Below are 17857 nucleotides of genomic sequence, written 5' to 3' on the forward strand. Positions count from 1 at the left end.
AGGACACGGAACCTACGTTGCCCTTACCTCCCCCTCCGACTGGCAAGAGCCAGCCACCTCCCCCTGGCGGGGAAGGATCAGAAATCACCGCAACACCCGCGCCGCCAACCCTGAGCAATCCGCATTCCCCGCCGTCGGCCCCTGCTTCCCGGTAATCGCCCGCCCGATCGCCTTGAAGATATTTCCCACCGACTTCACCTCGGGCGGGATCGTCACATCCGGCCGCTCGATCGTCCCGGTCATGTACGCCGACCCCGGCAGCCGCAGCAGCGCATGCTGTTTCGGCGTGCCCGTCAGCCGAATGTTCAGCGTCTCCCCCGGAAACACCACGCTCCCCTGTCCCCGCAACTGACTAGCGGTAGTATCGACGATCATCGGATCGACCCGCCCTTGCCCGCGCGTCACATCGAGCTTCAGCACGACGCACCGCAACCCCGCCCGCTCGCCATCCTTCGCCAGCAACGCCCGCGCCGCATCGAAGCCCAAGGCCGCGGCGATCCCCTGCGGCAGTTGCCCATCGCGCGCGACGAACCCGATCGTCCCGTTCGACCGCCCGACCGCCGCCCGGATCGTCTCGCCTGGTCCCTTCAGCCGCACCCGCGCGCTGACGTTGCCGCTGAAATCGCCACCGCCGCCTGCCAGCGCCTGCACGCTGCTGCCGCGCAACCTGAGGTCGATATCGACCGTCGGCACCTTCCGGTCGCCGCGCTGGTCGACCGTCACCGTGCCCGTGACGTTGCCATGCGACAGCCGCGCGACCAGCTCGCTCAGCGTCAGCAGCTGATGATCGATCGCCAGCACGCCCTTGGCGGACAGGATCGGCGACGCGCCGTTGCCGCTCACGATCCGGCCGATGCGAAACCCCATCCGCGCGTCGGTCCTGTCGATCTTGCCGATATCGATCCGCGTGTTGGGTACCAGTCGCGGCCCGATCGCGCGCTCCAGCGCCGCGCCCTCCGCCTTGCCCTCGTCCGAAGCCAGATCGCCGAAATCGAACTGCCGCGAGACGATGTCGCCATCGACCTTGCTGCGCCCCGCCTGCTTGTCGACGGTCACGTGCCCCGCGAAATCGGAGCGCCCGACCACGCCCTTCAACTGCGTGACGGTCCATTTCGGTTGGTCGTGGCGGACGTGCGCGCTGAACGACACCGGCTGCGTGCGGAACAGCCCCGCCTCGATCACCGCGTCGATCAACTTGAGATCGGTCGCGCGTGCCGTCACGTCTAGGCTCATCGCGTCGGTATCGAGCGGCCGGTCCATCAGCCCCTTGGCGGCAATCGAAAGAGCATCGCCATCGATCGACGCGGTGAACGGCCACGGCTTGCCCTGAAACGTCTCCACCGAAGGCCCCGCCACCGCGATCCGCACCGCCGCCCCGCGGATCGTGCCCGACCCGTTCGCGCGAATGCCGTGCACCGGATCCGACACGAACCGCGCCGTGACGAAGCGGTCCTGCTTGTCGTCGCGATACTCGATCACGCTGTCGCTGATCGTCAGCCCGTCGAGATCGGTCGAACTCCCGCCGCCCTTGGGCTTGCCCGGCCGCTCCCAGTTGGTCCGACCGTCCTTGTCGCGCACCAGCACCAGATGCAGCCCCCGCGCCTTCACGTCGCGCGGCCCGAACGCGCCCTTCAGCAAGCTGAGCCCGGAAAACGTCGCCTCCGCCTCGCGCAACTGCACGAAATCGCCTTTGCCCGCCCAGTCGGCCTGCGGGATGCGCACGTTCGTGATCCGGATCGTCGGATTGAACCCGAACGCATCGACCCGCTCGATCCCGCCGATCGTCACCGGCCGCCCGAACCGCGCGGTCAGCTGCCGCTCGATCACGCCTTTCAACGATCCCCACGGAAACGCGGCAAGCCCCACCAGCCCCAGCACGAGCACGCTCGCGACGACGATGCCGGTGACTTTAACCCAGCGTTTGCGAAAGAATCCCCTCATCATAGCGGCGACGCGCCGCCGGGGAAATCGTTCCGCCTGCGTCAGGACCGCTGCGCAGATTACATCCGTTCGGCCTAGCCCTTGCACCACCCCGGCGAAGGCCGGGGCCCAATTGGGCAACGTCGTTAACAAGGGGCGGCGCCACGTTACGACCACCTTTCCACTTGGGCCCCGGCCTCCGCCGGGGTGGTAAGGTGGGTCGCGCCCCTCAGAAATCGATCGCCATGCCCTTCAGCTCCCAATCGCCATAGCGCGTAGGATCGCGCGGCTCGGGGTCCTTGTCGGGCACGATCGCCTCGGGCTTCGGCACCGGCGTATTCTTCGCAAGGTATTCTGGCGGCTTCAGATGATCGGGGCGCTGGCCCATCGCGGCTCTCCGGATTTGCGTGTTGGCGTCGTAACCACCACATGGGCCCTGTCGCGCCGCTTTGCCATAACAGCCGCGCGACAAACCGAACGCGAAGGACCTTCATATGCCCGACTACACCCACGCCCCCGAGCCGCTCGGCGTCCCGACCCGCCGCGCCGCGCTCCGCTTGCTCGACGCCGTCCTGCGCCGCGGCGAGTCGCTCGAATCCGCACTCCCCGCCGCGACCCGCGCGATCCACGGCCCCGACCGTGGCCTTGCGCACGCGATCGCCGCCGAGACGCTGCGTCGCCTTCCCGATCTCGACGCGATGATCGATTCGGTCACCAAGACCAACCTGCCCGATGACGCGAAGGCGCGGATGGCGCTGCGGATCGCGCTGGTCCAGGTGCTGATCCTCGGTACGCCCTCGCACGCCGCGATCTCGACCGTGCTCCCGCTGGTCGACGGCGGCCCGCGCAAACTGGTGCACGGCGTGTTCGGCACGCTGTTCCGCGCCAACATGCTGCTCCCCGAAGTGCCGACGCTGCCGGCCCCCGTCGAACTGCGCTGGGAAGCCGCATGGGGTGAGGAGATGGTCGACGCCGCCGGCCGCGCGATCGCGCAGGTGCCGCCGCTCGACCTGACGATCGCCGACCCGTCCGAGACTGAAGGCTGGCGCGAGAAGCTCGGCGGCGAGAGCTTCATGCCGGGGCATCTGCGTCTGGGCGACCATGATTCGGTCCCCGACATGGCCGGCTTCGGCGACGGCGCGTGGTGGGTGCAGGACATCGCCGCCTCGCTCCCCGCGCGGCTGCTCGGCAAAGGAGAGGGGCATGTCCTCGATCTCTGCGCGGCGCCCGGCGGCAAGACATTGCAACTCGCGAGCGCCGGCTGGACGGTCACCTCGGTCGATAATTCGCAGAGCCGGATCAAGCGCCTCCGCGAGAACCTGTATCGCACGCACTTGAAGGCCGAGGTCGTCAACGCCGACATCCTCGAATGGGCGCCGAGCGAGCCCGCCGACGCGATCCTGATCGACGCGCCGTGCAGCGCCACGGGCATCTTCCGCCGCCACCCCGACGTTCTCCACCGCGTCCGCCCCTCGATCATCGCCGAAACCGCAGCGTTGCAGGCGCGCATCTTCGCGCGCGCGGCAGACTGGGTGAAGCCCGGGGGCACGTTGGTGTACGCCACCTGCTCGCTCGAACCGTCGGAAGGCGAAGCGCAGCTCGACGCGTTCCTCGCCGCCCGCAGCGATTACACGATCGCCCCGGTAGACCAGTCCGAACTCCCTGCCGGTATCACGCCAACGGAAACCGGCACGATCCGTACGCTTCCCGGCATGCTGGCGGACCAAGGCGGCTGCGACGGCTTCTTCATCGCGAGACTGAAGCGCACCTAAATTCTTCCCCCCTCCCTGGAAGGGAGGGGCCGGGGGTGGGTAGGCCCGATCGAGCCCCAACGGTTCGGCCACGCGGAACCCGACCCACCCCCAACCCCTCCCTTCCAGGGAGGGGCGAAAACCAAGGCCTTCGCACCGCACGAATCCCGCGCTAGGACATTTTCATGCAACCCGTCCGCATCGCCCCCTCGATCCTCTCCGCCGATTTCTCGAAACTCGGCGAGGAGGTCCGCGCCATCGACGCGGCCGGCGCCGACTGGATCCACATCGACGTGATGGACGGCCATTTCGTCCCCAACATTTCGTTCGGGCCCGCGGTCATGAAGTCGGTCCGCGGCGTCACGACCAAGCCATTCGACGTCCATTTGATGATCTCGCCCGTCGACGCGTATCTCGACGCGTTCGCGGAGGCCGGCGCCGACTGCATCACCGTGCATTACGAAGCCGGCCCGCACATCCATCGCTCGCTCCAGCACATCAAGAGTCTCGGCAAGCGCGCCGGAATCGTAATCTGCCCCGGCACCCCGGCGAAGATGCTCGACTACCTCATGGACATGGTCGATCTCGTGCTGGTGATGAGCGTCAACCCGGGCTTCGGCGGCCAGAGCTTCATCCCCAGCCAGCTCAAGAAGATCTCGGCGATCCGCACGATGATCGAAAAGAGCGGCCGCGCGATCGATCTCGAAGTCGATGGCGGCGTCGATGCCGAATGGGCCAAGCGCTGCATCGAGGCCGGCGCCGACGCGCTGGTCGCTGGCACCTCGGTGTTCCGCGGTGGACCATCGCAATACGCCGCCAACATCGCCGCGTTGCGGGGGTGAACGAAGCCCCTGATCTTGTAACTGATCCCGCCCCCGACGGGATCGACGAAGGCCGCCGCCTGATCCGTCTCGGCGGCGACAAGGGGCTGTCGCTCGCCGACCGGTTGGCCGAGCGCTTCCACCGCCTGACGTGGCGCACCCCGCTCCACACGCTCCGCCTCAAGGGCCGCTATCCGCTGAAGTTGATCGCGGTCCCCGACGACCCGATCCTCGGGGACATTGCGCGCGGCACGATGCTGCTCGAAGGCGTCCTCTCGTGCCGCGGCGAAGCACGCGACATCGAGACGCTCGACCTCGCCAAACCGCTCCCCAAGCCGTTCGCCGAATACCTCCACAGTTTCGCTTGGCTGCGCGACCTGTCGACCGTCGCCACCCGCGCGCGGGGCGCACCGATCGCCGAATACCTGATGGGGCTCTGGCTGACCGCCTACGCCGACACGCAGGGCGGGATCGCGTGGCGCCCCGACATGTGGGGCCGCCGCATCCTCGCCTGGACCGCGCACGCGCCGCTGATCCTGTCGTCGTCCGACCAGATCTATCGCTCGAAGGTGCTCAACGCGCTCGCAAAGGGCGCACTCCACCTCGATCGCACTGCCGACAAGGCGCCCGCGGGTGCCCCCCGCATCGCCGCCTGGTGCGGAGTCGTCGCGGCCGGGCTGCTGATACCCGGCGGCGAGCCACGCCAGGCCTTTGGTGAGGCCGGCCTCCTCCGCGCGCTCGGCACAGGCCTGTTCGACGACGGCGGCTCAGTCTCGCGCAGCCCGGCGATGCTGCTCGATTCGATCCAGCTGCTCACGCTCCTCCAGGAAAGCTACGCCGCCCGCAGCGCCGAACTCCCCGAGACGGTCGCGGTCACGCTCACCCGGATGGTCGCGGCGCTGCTCGGTGTCGCCCACGCCGATCGTGGCCTGTCGAGCTGGCAGGGTGGCGGTCCGGCCAGCGAAACGCAGGTCGCCGCGGTCGTCGAAGCCAGCGGCGTCCGCACCCGCCCGCTGCGCCAGGCGCGCGACTGGGGCTATCAACGGCTCGCCGCCGGCACCGCGGTGCTGATCGTCGACGCCGCCCCGCCGCCGATCGCGCGCCTCGTCGAAGGCGGCTGCGCCTCGACGCTCGCGTTCGAATTCTCCGATGGCCCGGCGCGGATCGTCGTCAACTGCGGCGGCGCGCGAGCGGGCATCGCGCAACTCCCGCCCGCGATGGTCGAAGGCCTGCGCTCGACTGCCGCGCATTCCACGCTGACGATCGCCGACAGCAATTCCACCGCGATCCTCACCGACGGCACGCTCGGCCGCGGCGTTGGCGAAGTCGAACTGAGCCGCCAGGAATCGGACGCCGCCAGCCGGATCGAGGCGAGCCACGACGGCTATGTCCGCCGCTGGGGCTTCCTCCACCGCCGCCAGCTGATGCTCACCGGCGACGGCCGCGAGCTCCGCGGCGAGGACGCGCTGTTGCCGCAGGGCCGCAAGCGCCGTGCGGGGCTTTCGTTGTTCGCGATCCGCTTCCACCTGGGGGAGGGCGTGCAGGTCTCCCCCACGGCGGACGGCCTCGGCGCGATCCTCCGCCTCCCCGGCGGCCCCTTGTGGCAATTCCGCTGCCGCGGCGGCGCGCTGGTGGTCGAGGACAGCGTCTGGATCGACGCCGACGGCCGCCCGGTCGCGACGCAGCAATTGATGATCACGGGTGAAGCGGCGGCCGGCGGCGCGAGCGTAAGCTGGGCGCTGAAGAAGGCCTGACTGCCACACCATCGAGACTAGCGCGCCACCCCGGCGAAGGCCGGGGCCCAATTGGGAAACGTCGCTAACCGGGGGCGGCATTCCGTTATTGCCACCTTTCCACTTGGACCCCGGCCTTCGCCGGGGAGGAACTACCTTTGTTGAGAGGCTGGACAGAGCAAAGGAGCCTGTTCCCCAACGTCAACCAACGCTAAGGCACCGCCGCACGGCGACTCCACGAAAGACCCCCATGACCAGCATCCCGATCAAGCGCGCGCTCCTGTCCGTCTCCGACAAGACCGGGATCGTCGATCTCGGCAAGGCGCTGGCCAGCCACGGCGTCGAGCTCGTCTCCACCGGCGGCACCGCCACCGCCCTCCGCGCAGCCGGGCTAGAAGTCCGCGACGTCAGCGAACTCACCGGCTTCCCCGAAATGATGGACGGCCGCGTCAAGACGCTCCACCCGATGGTCCACGGCGGCCTCCTTGCGGTCCGCGACGACGCCGGCCACGCCGCCTCGATGGCCGAGCACAAGATCGGCGCGATCGACCTCGTCATCGTCAATCTCTACCCGTTCGAGGCCACCGTCGCGAAGGGTGCCGACCGCGACACCGTGATCGAGAACATCGACATCGGCGGCCCCAGCATGGTGCGCTCGGCCGCCAAGAACCACGCCTATGTCGCGATCGTCACCGACCCCGCCGACTATGCGCTGGTATCGGGCGGCACCACCACGCTCGACGACCGCAAGAAACTCGCCGCCAAGGCGTTCGCCACCACCGCGGCCTATGACTCGGCGATCGCGACCTGGTTCGGCACGGTAGATCAGGCCGAGGAATTCCCCGCCACCCTGCCGATCACGCTCAAGCGCGGCGACACGCTCCGCTACGGCGAGAACCCGCACCAGTCCGCCGCCTTCTACTCGGCGACAGGCACGGTCCGCGGAATCGGCCAGGCCCGCCAGCTCCAGGGCAAGGCGCTCAGCTACAACAACCTCAACGACGCCGACGCCGCGCTCGAGCTGATCGCCGAATTCCGCGACGCCGCGCCCTCGGTCGTGATTGTCAAGCACGCCAACCCCTGCGGCGTCGCCTCCGGCGCCACGCTCGCCGAAGCCTATGCCGCGGCGTTCGCCTGCGACACCGTGTCGGCATTCGGCGGCATCATCGCCGTCAACCGCACGCTCGACGCCGAAACCGCGCGCCAGATAACGGGCATCTTCACCGAAGTCGTCGTCGCCCCCGATGCCGACGAGGAGGCGATCGCGCTGTTCGCGGCCAAGAAGAACCTCCGCCTGCTGCTCACCGGCGACCTCCCCGATCCCGCTCGCCTCGGCTTGACGGCGAAATCGATCGCCGGCGGCTGGCTCGTCCAGGGTCGCGACAACGGCACGCCCGGCGAACTGAAGGTCGTCACCAAGCGCCAGCCGACGCCGCAGGAACTCCTCGACTGCCGCTTCGCCTGGACCGTCGCCAAGCACACCAAGTCCAACGCGATCGTCTACGCCAAGGACGGCAGCACCGCCGGCATCGGAGCCGGCCAGATGAACCGCCTCGAATCCGCACGCATCGCCGCGTGGAAGGCGAAGGACGCCGCGGAGAAGGCCGGCTGGTCCACCCCGCGCACGATCGGCTCGGCGGTCGCGTCGGATGCGTTCTTCCCGTTCGCTGATGGGTTGCTCGCGGCGGTGGAAGCGGGCGCGACTGCGGTGATCCAGCCCGGCGGCTCGATCCGCGACGCCGACGTGATTGCGGCGGCGGACGAAGCCGGCCTCGCGATGGTCTTCACCGGCATGCGCCACTTCCGCCACTGAGTTCGACACTCACCACTACCGTCATCCCCGCGAAGGCGGGGACCCATATTGGCGAACCTCCGCGATTATCTCCAAAGCCAGCCAGTATGGGTTCCCGCCTCCGCGGGAATGACGGGTGTTGGTGTGCTGCCCATAAAACAGGCACCAGCACCGCACTGCACAAGTTTTAACCGGAAAACCCCCGCTGCTCCCCGCGAGCACACCTCACCTCTCCGCACCGCAACTGGCACGCACATTGCGAGGCGCCCCTGGTAACAAGGGGAAGGGGCGCGATGAAACTCGTCATTGCCATCATCAAGCCGTTCAAGCTCGACGAGGTGCGCGAAGCGCTCACCACGATCGGCGTGGCGGGCATGACGGTCACCGAGGTCAAGGGGTTCGGCCGTCAGAAGGGCCAGACCGAGATCTATCGGGGGGCCGAGTACAGCACCAACATGGTGCCGAAGATCAAGATCGAGGTGGTCTGCGCCGCCAGCCTGTCCGACCGCGTGGTCGAGGCGATCCAGGCCTCGGCGAACACCGGCGCGATCGGCGACGGCAAGATCTTCGTGCTCGACGTCGGCCAGGCGGTACGCATCCGCACCGGCGAGACCGACGATTCAGCGCTCTGAAGATGAACGACGTGAGGGGGGACATGATGAAGCATGACATGAAGACAGCCGCCTCGGCGGTTCTGGGGTTCGGCGCGGCGATGATCGCCGCCGCACCCGCTTGGGCTCAGGACGTCGCGGCACCCGTCGCCCCGGTCGTCGCGCCCGTGGTCGCGATCGTGAACAAGGGCGACACCGCCTGGATGATGACGTCGACATTGCTAGTGTTGATGATGATCGTCCCCGGCCTCGCGCTGTTCTACGGCGGTCTCACCCGCGCCAAGAACATGCTGTCGACGATGACCCAGATCGGCGCGGTCGCGTGTCTCGCGATGCTGTTGTGGGTCATGTACGGCTACACGATGGCGTTCGGCGATGGCGGCGGCGAGTATATCTCGGGCTTCGGCAAGGCGCTGCTCCGCGGCATCACGCCCGACTCGACCGCGGCCACCTTCACCGCGGGCGTCGCGATCCCCGAATATGTCTTCATCTGCTTCCAGATGACGTTCGCCGCGATCACCGTCGCGCTGGTGCTCGGCTCGGTGGTCGAGCGGATGAAATTCTCGGCCGTGATGGTATTTGCCATCGTCTGGCTGACGATCGTGTACTTCCCGGTCGCGCACATGGTGTGGGCATCGGGCGGCAAGTTCTTCAAGATGGGCGCGCTCGATTTCGCCGGCGGCACCGTCGTCCACATCAACGCCGGCGTCTCGGCGCTGGTGGCGGCGCTGATCCTCGGCAAGCGGATCGGCTATCCCACCGATCGCATGGCGCCGCACTCGCTGACGATGACCGGCATCGGCACCGGGCTGCTCTGGGTCGGCTGGTTCGGCTTCAACGCCGGCTCGGCACTCGAGGCGAACGGTTCTGCGGGCCTCGCGATGCTCAACACCTTCGTCGCCACCGCCTCGGCGGGCCTCGCCTGGATGCTGGTCGAGCGCGTCAACGGTCACAAGGGGTCTGCGCTCGGCTTCTGCTCGGGCATCATCGCCGGCCTCGTCGCGGTCACGCCGGCTGCGGGCAACTCGGGCCCGTTCGGTGCGATCATCCTCGGCGCGGTCGCCTCGGTGGTCTGCTATTACGCGGTGACGGTCTTGAAGCCGAAGCTCGGCTATGACGATGCGCTCGACGCGTTCGGCATCCACGGCATCGGCGGCATGATCGGCGCGATCGGCACCGGCATCGTCTATTCGCCAGCGTTCGGCGGTCCCGGCAAGCCCGATTTCGACATGGGCCACCAGCTCTTCGTTCAGGTCGCGGCGGTCGCCACGACCATCGTCTGGGCGGCGATCGGTACCGTCATCGCGATCTACATCGCCAAGGCGCTGACCGGCTTGCGGGTCTCCGAGGAAGTCGAGCGCGAAGGCCTCGATCTCGGCGAGCACGGCGAACGCGCCTACGACTAGTTCGGTAGCGGGCCACCCGAGCCCGCACCCACGACGTTCCTCCTGCGGACAACCTTGGCTCGGTGTGGCAACACACCGGGCCATTTTTTTGGTCGACCGAAGGGGGACTTCGATCGAGTTTGTGGGGGAGCACACCTACTATGTTCTCCCGCGAAGGCGGGAGCCCAGGACCCAGCAAAGCGACCCGGGTTAAATCCCCCTCCCGCTTGCGGGAGGGGTTAGGGGGAGGGGCCGACGTACGTACCGGCGTCCGGCCCATGAGGCTAACCCCTCCCCCAACCCCTCCCGCGAGCGGAAGGGGAGCAGAAGAGTGCCGTCTCCCGCATCGGTCGGTACTCAAGTCCTATGCGCCAGCACTTCGCCGGCGGAGCCCCGATACGACCAGCGCAAACACCCCCAACCCGTTCGTGCCGAGCAGCGACCGAGTAGCTCCGTAAGGAGCGTATCGAGGGCGCGTATCGAAGCATGGGTTCCGTGTGCCACCCCCTCCTTCGATACGCCGCTTCGACAAGCTCAGCAGCTACGCAGAACGAACGGGGAGGGGGAGCGGGGCGAAAGACGGGGGAGCGCATAAGCGGCGACCCCAACAAAAGCCCGCGCCTAAACCCGCACGCCCTTCGGCGCCAACCGCCGGATATCGAGCACATCGACCCGCGACAGCATCACCGCGCCGAGCATCTTGTCCCCGGTCTCGACCAGGATCCCCTCGTGCGTCGCGCGCACCGTTCGCCACGCGACCTCGCGCACCGCTAGCCGCTTGCCGACCCGCTTCACCGCCGCGACGCGCCCGTCGTCCGCCACCGCCAGCGCACCCTGGCCATCCGCGCCGACCACGGCGCCCGCCACCGCGAACCCGTGCAACTGCGCCTGCGCCGCGTCCGCCGCCTCTTCCGGTGTCTCGATCTTGACCACCCGCCGCGCCCGAACGAACGCCCAGGCAACGACGAGACCAACGATCACCAGCACGGCCACGATCGAGCCGCCGATCGCATAGGGTCCGACCAGATAGGGCCCGATCGCAACCGGGCTCATCGCGGCCCTGCGAGCGCGTCCAGCATCGGTCGGATTCCGCGCAGGTCATACCCGGCGTCCTCGGCCTGCGCGAGCAGCAGGTTCGGGTTCCGCCCCGCCTTCGCCGCCGCCAGCGCCCACAAATTGCAGCTCCGCGTCCCCGACCGGCAATAGGCGAGCACAGGCCCGTCCGACTCCGTCAGCGCCTGCGTCATCGCGTCGATCTGCGGATGCGAGAACCCCGCATGCGTCACCGGAATCGAGACGTACTTCAGCCCGGCCGCTTCCGCCGCCGCGCGGATCGCGTCGCCCGAAGGCTGCCCCGCATCCTCGTCATCGGGCCGATTGTTGACGATCGTCTTGAAGCCCGCCGCGGCGATCTCCGCGACCTGCTCGACCGCGATCTGCGGCGCGACCGAAATACTTTCGTTGATGTGCCGTATCATGCGGACTCGCGGATGACCTGGAGGAAGGCATCCCCATAGGCGTCGAGTTTCCGCGCGCCAATGCCTGATAACAGGCTGAGCTCGGCCCGCGACGATGGCCGCTGCCGCGCAATGTCACGCAACACCGAATCGTGGAAGATCACATACGGCGGAACGCCCGCTTCCTTCGCCAGATCGCGCCGCCGCACGCGCAAAGCCTCGAACAGCGGATCGTCCACGGGGTTCGGCGTAGCGCCAACCGCACCCTTCCGCCGCCGCTCGCGCTTGGGCGGAACGACGATCGACACCGCCGCCTCGCCCTTGAGGATAGCCTTCGCCGCCGGCCCGAACTCAAGCCCGCCATGCGGATTGGTGCGCAGCGCATCCTTCAGCATCAGCGCGCGCGACACAGGCTTCAGCAACGCCACCTCATCGCCATCGACGATCCCGTACACCGACAGCGCCTCATGCCCGTTCATCAGGCTCCGCTCCGACGACACCCCGGTCAGGATACCCTCGATATACCCGACCCCGAACATCTGCCCGGTCCGGAACACCGCCGACAGGAATTTCCGCGCGGTCTCGGTCGCATCCACCGCATCAACATTACCAAGGCAATTGTCGCAATTCCCGCAATCCTCAAGCCGTTCCTCGCCGAAATGCTTGAGCAGGATCCGCCGCCGACATCCCGCCGTCTCGACCAGCCCGCCCATCGCGGTCAGCCGCTGGCGTTCGCCCGCCTGCCGCTCGGGCTCGACCTCGCCGATCCGCTGCCGAGCGCGCGCGAAATCCTCCGCACCCCAGAACAGATGCGCGATCGCCGGATCGCCGTCGCGTCCCGCGCGCCCCGTCTCCTGGTAATAGGCCTCGATCGATTTCGGCAGCCCGGCATGCGCCACGAACCGCACGTCGGGCTTGTCGATCCCCATCCCGAACGCGACCGTGGCGCAGATCACCATGTCCTCGCTCGCGACGAAATCCGCCTGGTTCTTCGCGCGCACCTGCGGATCGAGCCCGGCATGATAGGCCCGCGTCGGCCGCCCGCTCCGCCCCAGCGCCTCCGCCAGCTTCTCGGTCGCCGCGCGCGTCTGCGCGTAGACGATCCCCGGTCCCGGAATCTTCTCGAGGATATCCGCGATCTGCCGATTGACGTTGTCGCGCCCCGAAATCGCATAGCGGATGTTCGGCCGGTCGAACCCGGAGACGATCAGCCCGTCCTGCGAGATCCCCAGCTGCTCGAGGATATCCGCCCGCGTATGTGCGTCCGCAGTCGCGGTCAGCGCCAGCCGTGGCACGTCGGGAAAACTGTCGAGCAACGGCCGCAGCAACCGATAGTCCGGCCGGAAATCATGCCCCCACTCGCTGACGCAATGCGCCTCGTCGATCGCAAACAAGCTGAGCTTGGCTTGGCTGAGCAGGTTGCGGAAACTCTCGTTTGAGGCCCGCTCCGGCGCAACATACAGCAGGTCCAGATCCCCCGCCCGAAACCGCGCGATCGTCTCCTCGCGGTTCGTATCGACGCTCGTCAAAGTCGCCGCCTTGATCCCCACCGCGGTGGCAGCCCGCAACTGGTCGTGCATAAGCGCGATCAGCGGCGACACGACCACGCACGTCCCCTCCAGCATCGTCGCCGGCAACTGGTAACACAGCGACTTCCCCGCCCCCGTCGGCATCACCGCCAGCGTCCGCTGCCCCGCGAGCACCCGGTCGACGACATCGCGCTGCACGCCACGAAAATCAGGAAAGCCAAAGATGCGCTGGAGATCGGGAAGGGGGTCGAGTGCCATTGCCAAGCGATCTAGGGCGCGCATGTCGTGGCGTCGAGGGCGCGAATACATTCATACTCGCGCGGAAAGGCGTTGCGACCCTCCAACCATGTGCGACACCCTGCGCGTGGGTTGGTGGAGATGGTATGACAGGATCGATTTTGCGTGGGGGTGCCGTGGCGCTTGTGTTGATCGGCAGCGCAGCCTTTGCCGCGGATAAATCAGCGCCAGTTCGCGACGTACCCATCGACGGCATGATCTCCGCGACGATCGACGGCACGCCGGTCACGTTGCGCGTCGATCCTGGCGCTCCCGGGCTCGTCCTGATGACCACTGCCGCCGCCGAACGGCTCGGGCTGAAAGGCGGCATGATGGAGCTCGGCTATTCGGTCGGCGGGCACGGCGCGATGCAGGCCACGACGGTGCGGCCGATGACGTTCGGTAGCGCCCCCGTGAAGCGCCGGATCGGCTTTCCCAGTCGCAGAAAGGCTTCCGCCGACGGGCGCTGGATCGGGCGCGCCTATGCGACTGTCGGCGATGGGAGCATCGGGCCGGGGTCTCTGCCCGAACCCGTCGTCCGCATCGCGCTGCGCACGCCCCGTCCCGGCGAACGGACGATCGCGCTGCCGATGGTCGATGGCGGCGGGCTGTTCGGGCGGCTGTCGGGCGAGTTCGCGCAGATCGTGATCGGCGGCCAGCCCGTCCGCGTCCGCTTCGATCCCTATCACCCGCGCACCACGGTCACCGCCAACGCCGCGGCACTGATTGCCGAGGCGCAGCGCGGCACACTCACCGGCGTCGCCGAGCCAGTCGAAATCGCGTTCGGCATCACGCGGCCGGTACGGACGATGACGCTCGCCACCCCGCTCGCGGTCGGGCCGCTGCTGCTGTCGACGCTTGGCGTCCGCACCAGCGACGTCGGCAGCGCTGCGTCTATCCCCGAAGCCGACGCAGCACCGCCCGACCCCGACGAGATCGTCGTCACCGCCAAGGGCAAGCGCGACCCCAAGCGCGACCGCCTGACGATCGGCGCCGACCTGCTCGATCGCTGCTCCACCATCGTCTTCGACAAACCCGCCAAGCAGGTCCGTCTCACCTGCGGGTAAGCGCACTCGGTCGAGATCCGGCCAGTCTGTCACGGTCCGATCATGGACCGCGACCCTCCGTGCCTGCATCCTCCCCCGTTCAATCCGGGGGGACGCGCATGGAACTGAGTATCAGGCTGGCTGAGCTACAGAAGCGGACGATCGAACACCGCGAGGTTCTGCTGACCGAGGAAGCGGCGAAGACCGCGCTCGTCATGCCGTTCCTCCAGTCGCTCGGCTACGACGTGTTCAACCCGTCCGAAGTCGTCCCCGAATTCACCGCCGACGTCGGCACCAAGAAGGGCGAGAAGGTCGACTACGCGATCTGCGCCGGCGGGAAAGTGTCGATCCTGATCGAGTGCAAACCCTCGTCGGTGCAGCTCAACGTCAACCACGCGGGCCAGCTGTTCCGCTATTTCAGCGTCACCGATGCGCGCCTCGCGGTGCTGACCAACGGCGTCGTCTACCAATTCTATTCGGACATCGAGCGCCCGAACAAGATGGACGACAAGCCCTTCTTCACCTTCACGATGGACGCGATCAAGCCCGGCGACATCCGCACGCTCGAGAAGTTCACCAAGGCCGCATTCGACATCGACAAGATCGTCCAGGAGGCCGGCAACCTCAAGACGCAGTCGCTGATCCGTCTCGAACTGGAGAAGGAGTTCGCCGAGCCCTCCGACGAGTTCGTCCGGATGATGGCGCAGCGCGTCCATGGCGGACGCCTGACGCCCGCGATCAAGGACGGGTTCGCCAAACTCCTCGCGCCCGCGATCGCCGCGCTGATCCGCGATTTCGTCAACGAACGCCTGTCGTCCGCACTGAAGGCGTCGAGCCCGGTCGAGGACCTGCCGCCGGGGGCGTCCGACGACCCCTCCGATGGCGACGGCATCGTCACCACGCAGGAGGAGATTTCCGGCTTCCACATCATCCAGGCGATCGCATCGCGGCTGGTCGACCCGAAACGCGTGATCGTCCGCGATGCGAAGTCGTATTGCGCGATCCTGCTCGACGACAACAACCGGAAAACGGTCGCGCGGATGCACTTCAACGGCATCACCACCAAGTATCTCGGCATGTTCGCCGGCAAGGACGAAACGCGGCATCTGCTGTCAGACCTGACGCATATCTATCAATATCCGAGCGCGATCGAGGCAAGGTTGCGCGAACTGGACCCATCGATCCCGGCGTAATCGCTGCCTAGCCCCCGCCGTCTGCCTCTGGTGTTCTACCCAGCACCCAAACCACAACCACCCCGGCGAAGGCCGGGGCCCAAGTGGAAAGGTGGCAATAACGACGCGGTGCCCTCCGTTAGCAACGTCCCCAATTGGGCCCCGGCCTTCGCCGGGGTGGGAGTCAGATGGGGGAACGCACAAGTTCCGAGAAGCTGCCGCAAGCTTGTTTCCCCGCGAAGGCGGGGATCCAGACTGGGCTCCCGGCTTCGCGGGAGAACAAGGAAGGGGAAGCTATCATTCGAAAGCGGCTGCCGTACTTGCTTTACGCTATGAGCACAGAACACGTCCGACGCTGCGGGAGCGGCGTCGTGGGCGTGGGAAGCGGTGAGAACCGATGGCTACACACGGCTGCCCAACCTACTCCGCCGCCAACGCCCCATCATCATCCCCCGCGCGCTCCTGCGCCTGCCGGTTCCACATCTCCGCATACACGCCACCCTGCCGCAGCAACTCGGCATGCGTCCCCTTTTCGACGATCCGCCCCGCTTCCAGCACGACGATCTGGTCCGCATGCACCACGGTGGATAGCCGGTGCGCGATCACGATCGTGGTGCGCCCGCGCTCGATCGCCTCCAGCGTATCGAGGATCTCCGCCTCGGTCCGGCTGTCCAGCGCGCTCGTCGCCTCGTCCAGGATCAGGATCGGCGGGTTCTTCAGCAGCGTCCGCGCGATCGCCACGCGCTGTTTCTCGCCGCCCGACAGCTTCAACCCACGCTCGCCCACACGCGTCTCATACCCGAGCGGCTGGCGCTCGATAAACCCGGCGATCGCCGCGCCCTTCGCCGCAACCTCGACCTCAGGCATCTCGGCCCCCTCGCGGCCATAGGCGATGTTGTACCCGATCGTGTCGTTGAACAGCACCGTATCCTGCGGCACGATCCCGATCGCGGCGCGCAAAGACGCCTGCCGCACCTCCGAAATATCCTGCCCGTCAACGGTAATCCGCCCGCCCGTCAGGTCGTAGAACCGGTACAGCAATCGCGCGAGCGTCGACTTCCCCGCCCCCGACGGCCCAACGACAGCGAGCGTAGACCCAGCCGGCACATCCAGCTCCAGATCGCGCAAGATCGGCCGCCCCGCGTCATATCCGAACGACACCCCCTCGAACCGCACATGCCCCGCGCTCACCGCCAGCGCAGGCGCACCCGGCGCATCGACGACCGTGGCAGGCGTATCGATCAGGTCGAACATCGCCGCCATGTCGAGCGCACCCTGCCGGATCGTGCGATACACCATCCCCAGCAGGTCGAGCGGCCGGAACAGCTGCGCCAGTAGCGTCGACACGAACACGACGTCGCCCGCCGATGCCTCGCCCCGGCTCCACCGCCACACGACGAACCCCATGCCGCCCGCCAGCATCACATTGGTGATCAGCGCCTGGCCGAGGTTCAGCCACGCGAGCGAATTCTCGCTCTTCACCGCCGCTTCGGAATAGGCCGTGATCGCGCTGTCGTAGCGCCGCGCCTCGCGCTCCTCCGCGCCGAAATATTTCACCGTCTCGAAGTTCAGCAGCGAATCCACCGCATGCGCGACCGCGCCGGTATCGAGGTCGTTCATCCGCGCGCGCAGCGCATTGCGCCAGTCGGTCACCATCCGCGTGAAAAGGATGTAGCCGACCACCATCACCACGGTCGCGACGACCAGCGGCCAGCCGAACTTGGTCCAGAACAGCCCGAGCACCAGCACCAGTTCGAACACGGTCGGCGCGATATTGAACAGCAGGAAATACAGCATCGTATCGATGCTCTTGGTCCCGCGCTCGACCACCTTGGTGACCGCACCCGTCCGCCGCGACAGGTGAAAATCGAGACTCAGCGCATGCAGATGGCGAAACACCTGCGCCGCCAGCCGCCGCGACGCGTCCTGCCCGACGCGCTCGAACACTGCGTTGCGCAGATTGTCGAACAGCGTCGTCCCGAACCGCGAGGCGGCGTATCCAACCACCAGCAGCACGACGAGCGTCAGCGCCCCGCGATCGTTCCCCGCCATCCGGTCGACCGCGTATTTCAGCGTGAACGCGGCGCCGAAAACCTGGATCAGCTTCGACGCGATCACGAGCAGCATCGCGACGACGATCCGCGCCTTCAGCTTGGGCTGCCCTGCCGGCCACAGGAACGGCAGGAAGCGGCGGAGCGTCGGCAGCAGAGGCTGGTCCGCGCGGGTGGAGGTGTACGTATCGGGTGGCATGGATCGAAGCGATGTAGGCGTAGTCAAGCCCCGGCGAAAGCAGTTGGGGGAACAATCCTGCCACTTCGTCGCTTTTGTTATCGTGTCCGATGTCGGGCACGTCGCCTGCCACCG

14 protein-coding genes are annotated in these 17857 nt (G+C 67.5%); 8 read left to right on the forward strand and 6 right to left on the reverse strand.

Annotated elements, in window-relative coordinates; translation table 11 throughout:
- Positions 1-84: 84 nt before the first annotated feature.
- Together C8J43_RS04285 and C8J43_RS04290 are read right to left on the reverse strand one after the other, a co-directional pair.
- Positions 85-1941 carry an AsmA family protein gene (locus tag C8J43_RS04285; RefSeq protein ID WP_133029822.1) on the reverse strand — a complete coding sequence of 619 codons (1857 nt, stop codon included), beginning with the start codon at positions 1939-1941 and terminating at the stop codon, positions 85-87.
- 208 nt (positions 1942-2149) lie between these two features.
- Complete coding sequence (locus tag C8J43_RS04290) at positions 2150-2308, reverse strand: DUF1674 domain-containing protein (protein WP_082441494.1); 159 nt, start codon at positions 2306-2308, stop codon at positions 2150-2152.
- Positions 2309-2414: 106 nt separating this feature from the next.
- On the opposite strand from C8J43_RS04290, the gene C8J43_RS04295 reads away from it, so the two are divergent.
- The 6 genes from C8J43_RS04295 (at position 2415) to C8J43_RS04320 (ending at position 10034) form a co-directional block, all read left to right on the forward strand.
- Complete coding sequence (locus C8J43_RS04295) at positions 2415-3692, forward strand: transcription antitermination factor NusB (RefSeq protein WP_133029823.1); 1278 nt, start codon at positions 2415-2417, stop codon at positions 3690-3692.
- Between the two features lie 164 nt (positions 3693-3856).
- Entirely contained in the window at positions 3857-4513 is a 657-nt protein-coding gene (gene rpe / locus C8J43_RS04300) for a ribulose-phosphate 3-epimerase (RefSeq protein WP_133029824.1), read from the forward strand.
- The gene (locus C8J43_RS04305) at positions 4510-6246 is read left to right on the forward strand and encodes a heparinase II/III family protein (RefSeq protein ID WP_243645399.1); all 1737 of its coding nucleotides are present in this window, start codon (positions 4510-4512) and stop codon (positions 6244-6246) included. Before rpe ends, C8J43_RS04305 begins: the two co-directional genes overlap by 4 nt.
- 229 nt (positions 6247-6475) lie before the next feature.
- Entirely contained in the window at positions 6476-8038 is a 1563-nt protein-coding gene (gene purH, locus C8J43_RS04310; protein WP_133029826.1) for a bifunctional phosphoribosylaminoimidazolecarboxamide formyltransferase/IMP cyclohydrolase, read from the forward strand.
- 272 nt (positions 8039-8310) lie between these two features.
- Positions 8311-8649: a P-II family nitrogen regulator gene (locus C8J43_RS04315; protein WP_056053652.1), complete on the forward strand. Its 339-nt coding sequence runs from the start codon at positions 8311-8313 to the stop codon at positions 8647-8649.
- 38 nt (positions 8650-8687) lie between these two features.
- Positions 8688-10034, forward strand: coding sequence for an ammonium transporter (locus C8J43_RS04320; RefSeq protein ID WP_243645400.1), 1347 nt, complete (start codon positions 8688-8690; stop codon positions 10032-10034).
- Positions 10035-10634: 600 nt separating this feature from the next.
- Here the strand turns inward: C8J43_RS04320 and C8J43_RS04325 are convergent.
- Genes C8J43_RS04325 through recQ form a run of 3 tightly spaced genes read right to left on the reverse strand, consistent with a single transcriptional unit; the run spans position 10635 to position 13257 of the window.
- Entirely contained in the window at positions 10635-11066 is a 432-nt protein-coding gene (locus C8J43_RS04325; RefSeq protein ID WP_133029828.1) for a hypothetical protein, read from the reverse strand.
- Positions 11063-11491 (reverse strand): TIGR01244 family sulfur transferase, encoded by a 429-nt coding sequence (locus tag C8J43_RS04330; protein ID WP_133029829.1) that lies wholly within the window; start codon positions 11489-11491, stop codon positions 11063-11065. The genes C8J43_RS04325 and C8J43_RS04330 overlap by 4 nt, the downstream gene beginning before the upstream one ends.
- On the reverse strand, positions 11488-13257 hold the full coding sequence (gene recQ / locus C8J43_RS04335) for a DNA helicase RecQ (RefSeq protein WP_133029830.1): 1770 nt from the start codon (positions 13255-13257) through the stop codon (positions 11488-11490). The genes C8J43_RS04330 and recQ overlap by 4 nt, the downstream gene beginning before the upstream one ends.
- A 125-nt stretch (positions 13258-13382) precedes the next feature.
- On the opposite strand from recQ, the gene C8J43_RS04340 reads away from it, so the two are divergent.
- Both C8J43_RS04340 and C8J43_RS04345 read left to right on the forward strand, forming a co-directional pair.
- On the forward strand, positions 13383-14342 hold the full coding sequence (locus C8J43_RS04340; RefSeq protein WP_133029831.1) for an aspartyl protease family protein: 960 nt from the start codon (positions 13383-13385) through the stop codon (positions 14340-14342).
- A gap of 98 nt (positions 14343-14440) precedes the next feature.
- Positions 14441-15514: a type I restriction endonuclease gene (locus tag C8J43_RS04345; protein WP_133029832.1), complete on the forward strand. Its 1074-nt coding sequence runs from the start codon at positions 14441-14443 to the stop codon at positions 15512-15514.
- 399 nt (positions 15515-15913) lie between these two features.
- Here the strand turns inward: C8J43_RS04345 and C8J43_RS04350 are convergent, their stop codons facing one another.
- Entirely contained in the window at positions 15914-17743 is a 1830-nt protein-coding gene (locus C8J43_RS04350) for an ABC transporter ATP-binding protein/permease (RefSeq protein ID WP_133029833.1), read from the reverse strand.
- Between the last annotated feature and the right edge of the window lie 114 nt (positions 17744-17857).

This window comes from Sphingomonas sp. PP-CE-1G-424, assembly GCF_004341085.1.
Classification (GTDB): Bacteria; Pseudomonadota; Alphaproteobacteria; order Sphingomonadales; family Sphingomonadaceae; genus Sphingomonas.

Excerpts from the sequence above, each read along its gene's own strand:
- C8J43_RS04350 (WP_133029833.1), bottom strand. The coding sequence starts at position 17,743 with ATGCCACCCGATACGTACACCTCCACCCGCGCGGACCAGCCTCTGCTG.
- C8J43_RS04315 (WP_056053652.1), top strand. The coding sequence starts at position 8,311 with ATGAAACTCGTCATTGCCATCATCAAGCCGTTCAAGCTCGACGAGGTG.
- C8J43_RS04320 (WP_243645400.1), top strand. The coding sequence starts at position 8,688 with ATGAAGACAGCCGCCTCGGCGGTTCTGGGGTTCGGCGCGGCGATGATC.
- C8J43_RS04290 (WP_082441494.1), bottom strand. The coding sequence starts at position 2,308 with ATGGGCCAGCGCCCCGATCATCTGAAGCCGCCAGAATACCTTGCGAAG.
- C8J43_RS04295 (WP_133029823.1), top strand. The coding sequence starts at position 2,415 with ATGCCCGACTACACCCACGCCCCCGAGCCGCTCGGCGTCCCGACCCGC.
- C8J43_RS04285 (WP_133029822.1), bottom strand. The coding sequence starts at position 1,941 with ATGAGGGGATTCTTTCGCAAACGCTGGGTTAAAGTCACCGGCATCGTC.
- C8J43_RS04345 (WP_133029832.1), top strand. The coding sequence starts at position 14,441 with ATGGAACTGAGTATCAGGCTGGCTGAGCTACAGAAGCGGACGATCGAA.
- C8J43_RS04340 (WP_133029831.1), top strand. The coding sequence starts at position 13,383 with ATGACAGGATCGATTTTGCGTGGGGGTGCCGTGGCGCTTGTGTTGATC.
- C8J43_RS04330 (WP_133029829.1), bottom strand. The coding sequence starts at position 11,491 with ATGATACGGCACATCAACGAAAGTATTTCGGTCGCGCCGCAGATCGCG.
- rpe (WP_133029824.1), top strand. The coding sequence starts at position 3,857 with ATGCAACCCGTCCGCATCGCCCCCTCGATCCTCTCCGCCGATTTCTCG.
- recQ (WP_133029830.1), bottom strand. The coding sequence starts at position 13,257 with ATGGCACTCGACCCCCTTCCCGATCTCCAGCGCATCTTTGGCTTTCCT.
- purH (WP_133029826.1), top strand. The coding sequence starts at position 6,476 with ATGACCAGCATCCCGATCAAGCGCGCGCTCCTGTCCGTCTCCGACAAG.
- C8J43_RS04325 (WP_133029828.1), bottom strand. The coding sequence starts at position 11,066 with ATGAGCCCGGTTGCGATCGGGCCCTATCTGGTCGGACCCTATGCGATC.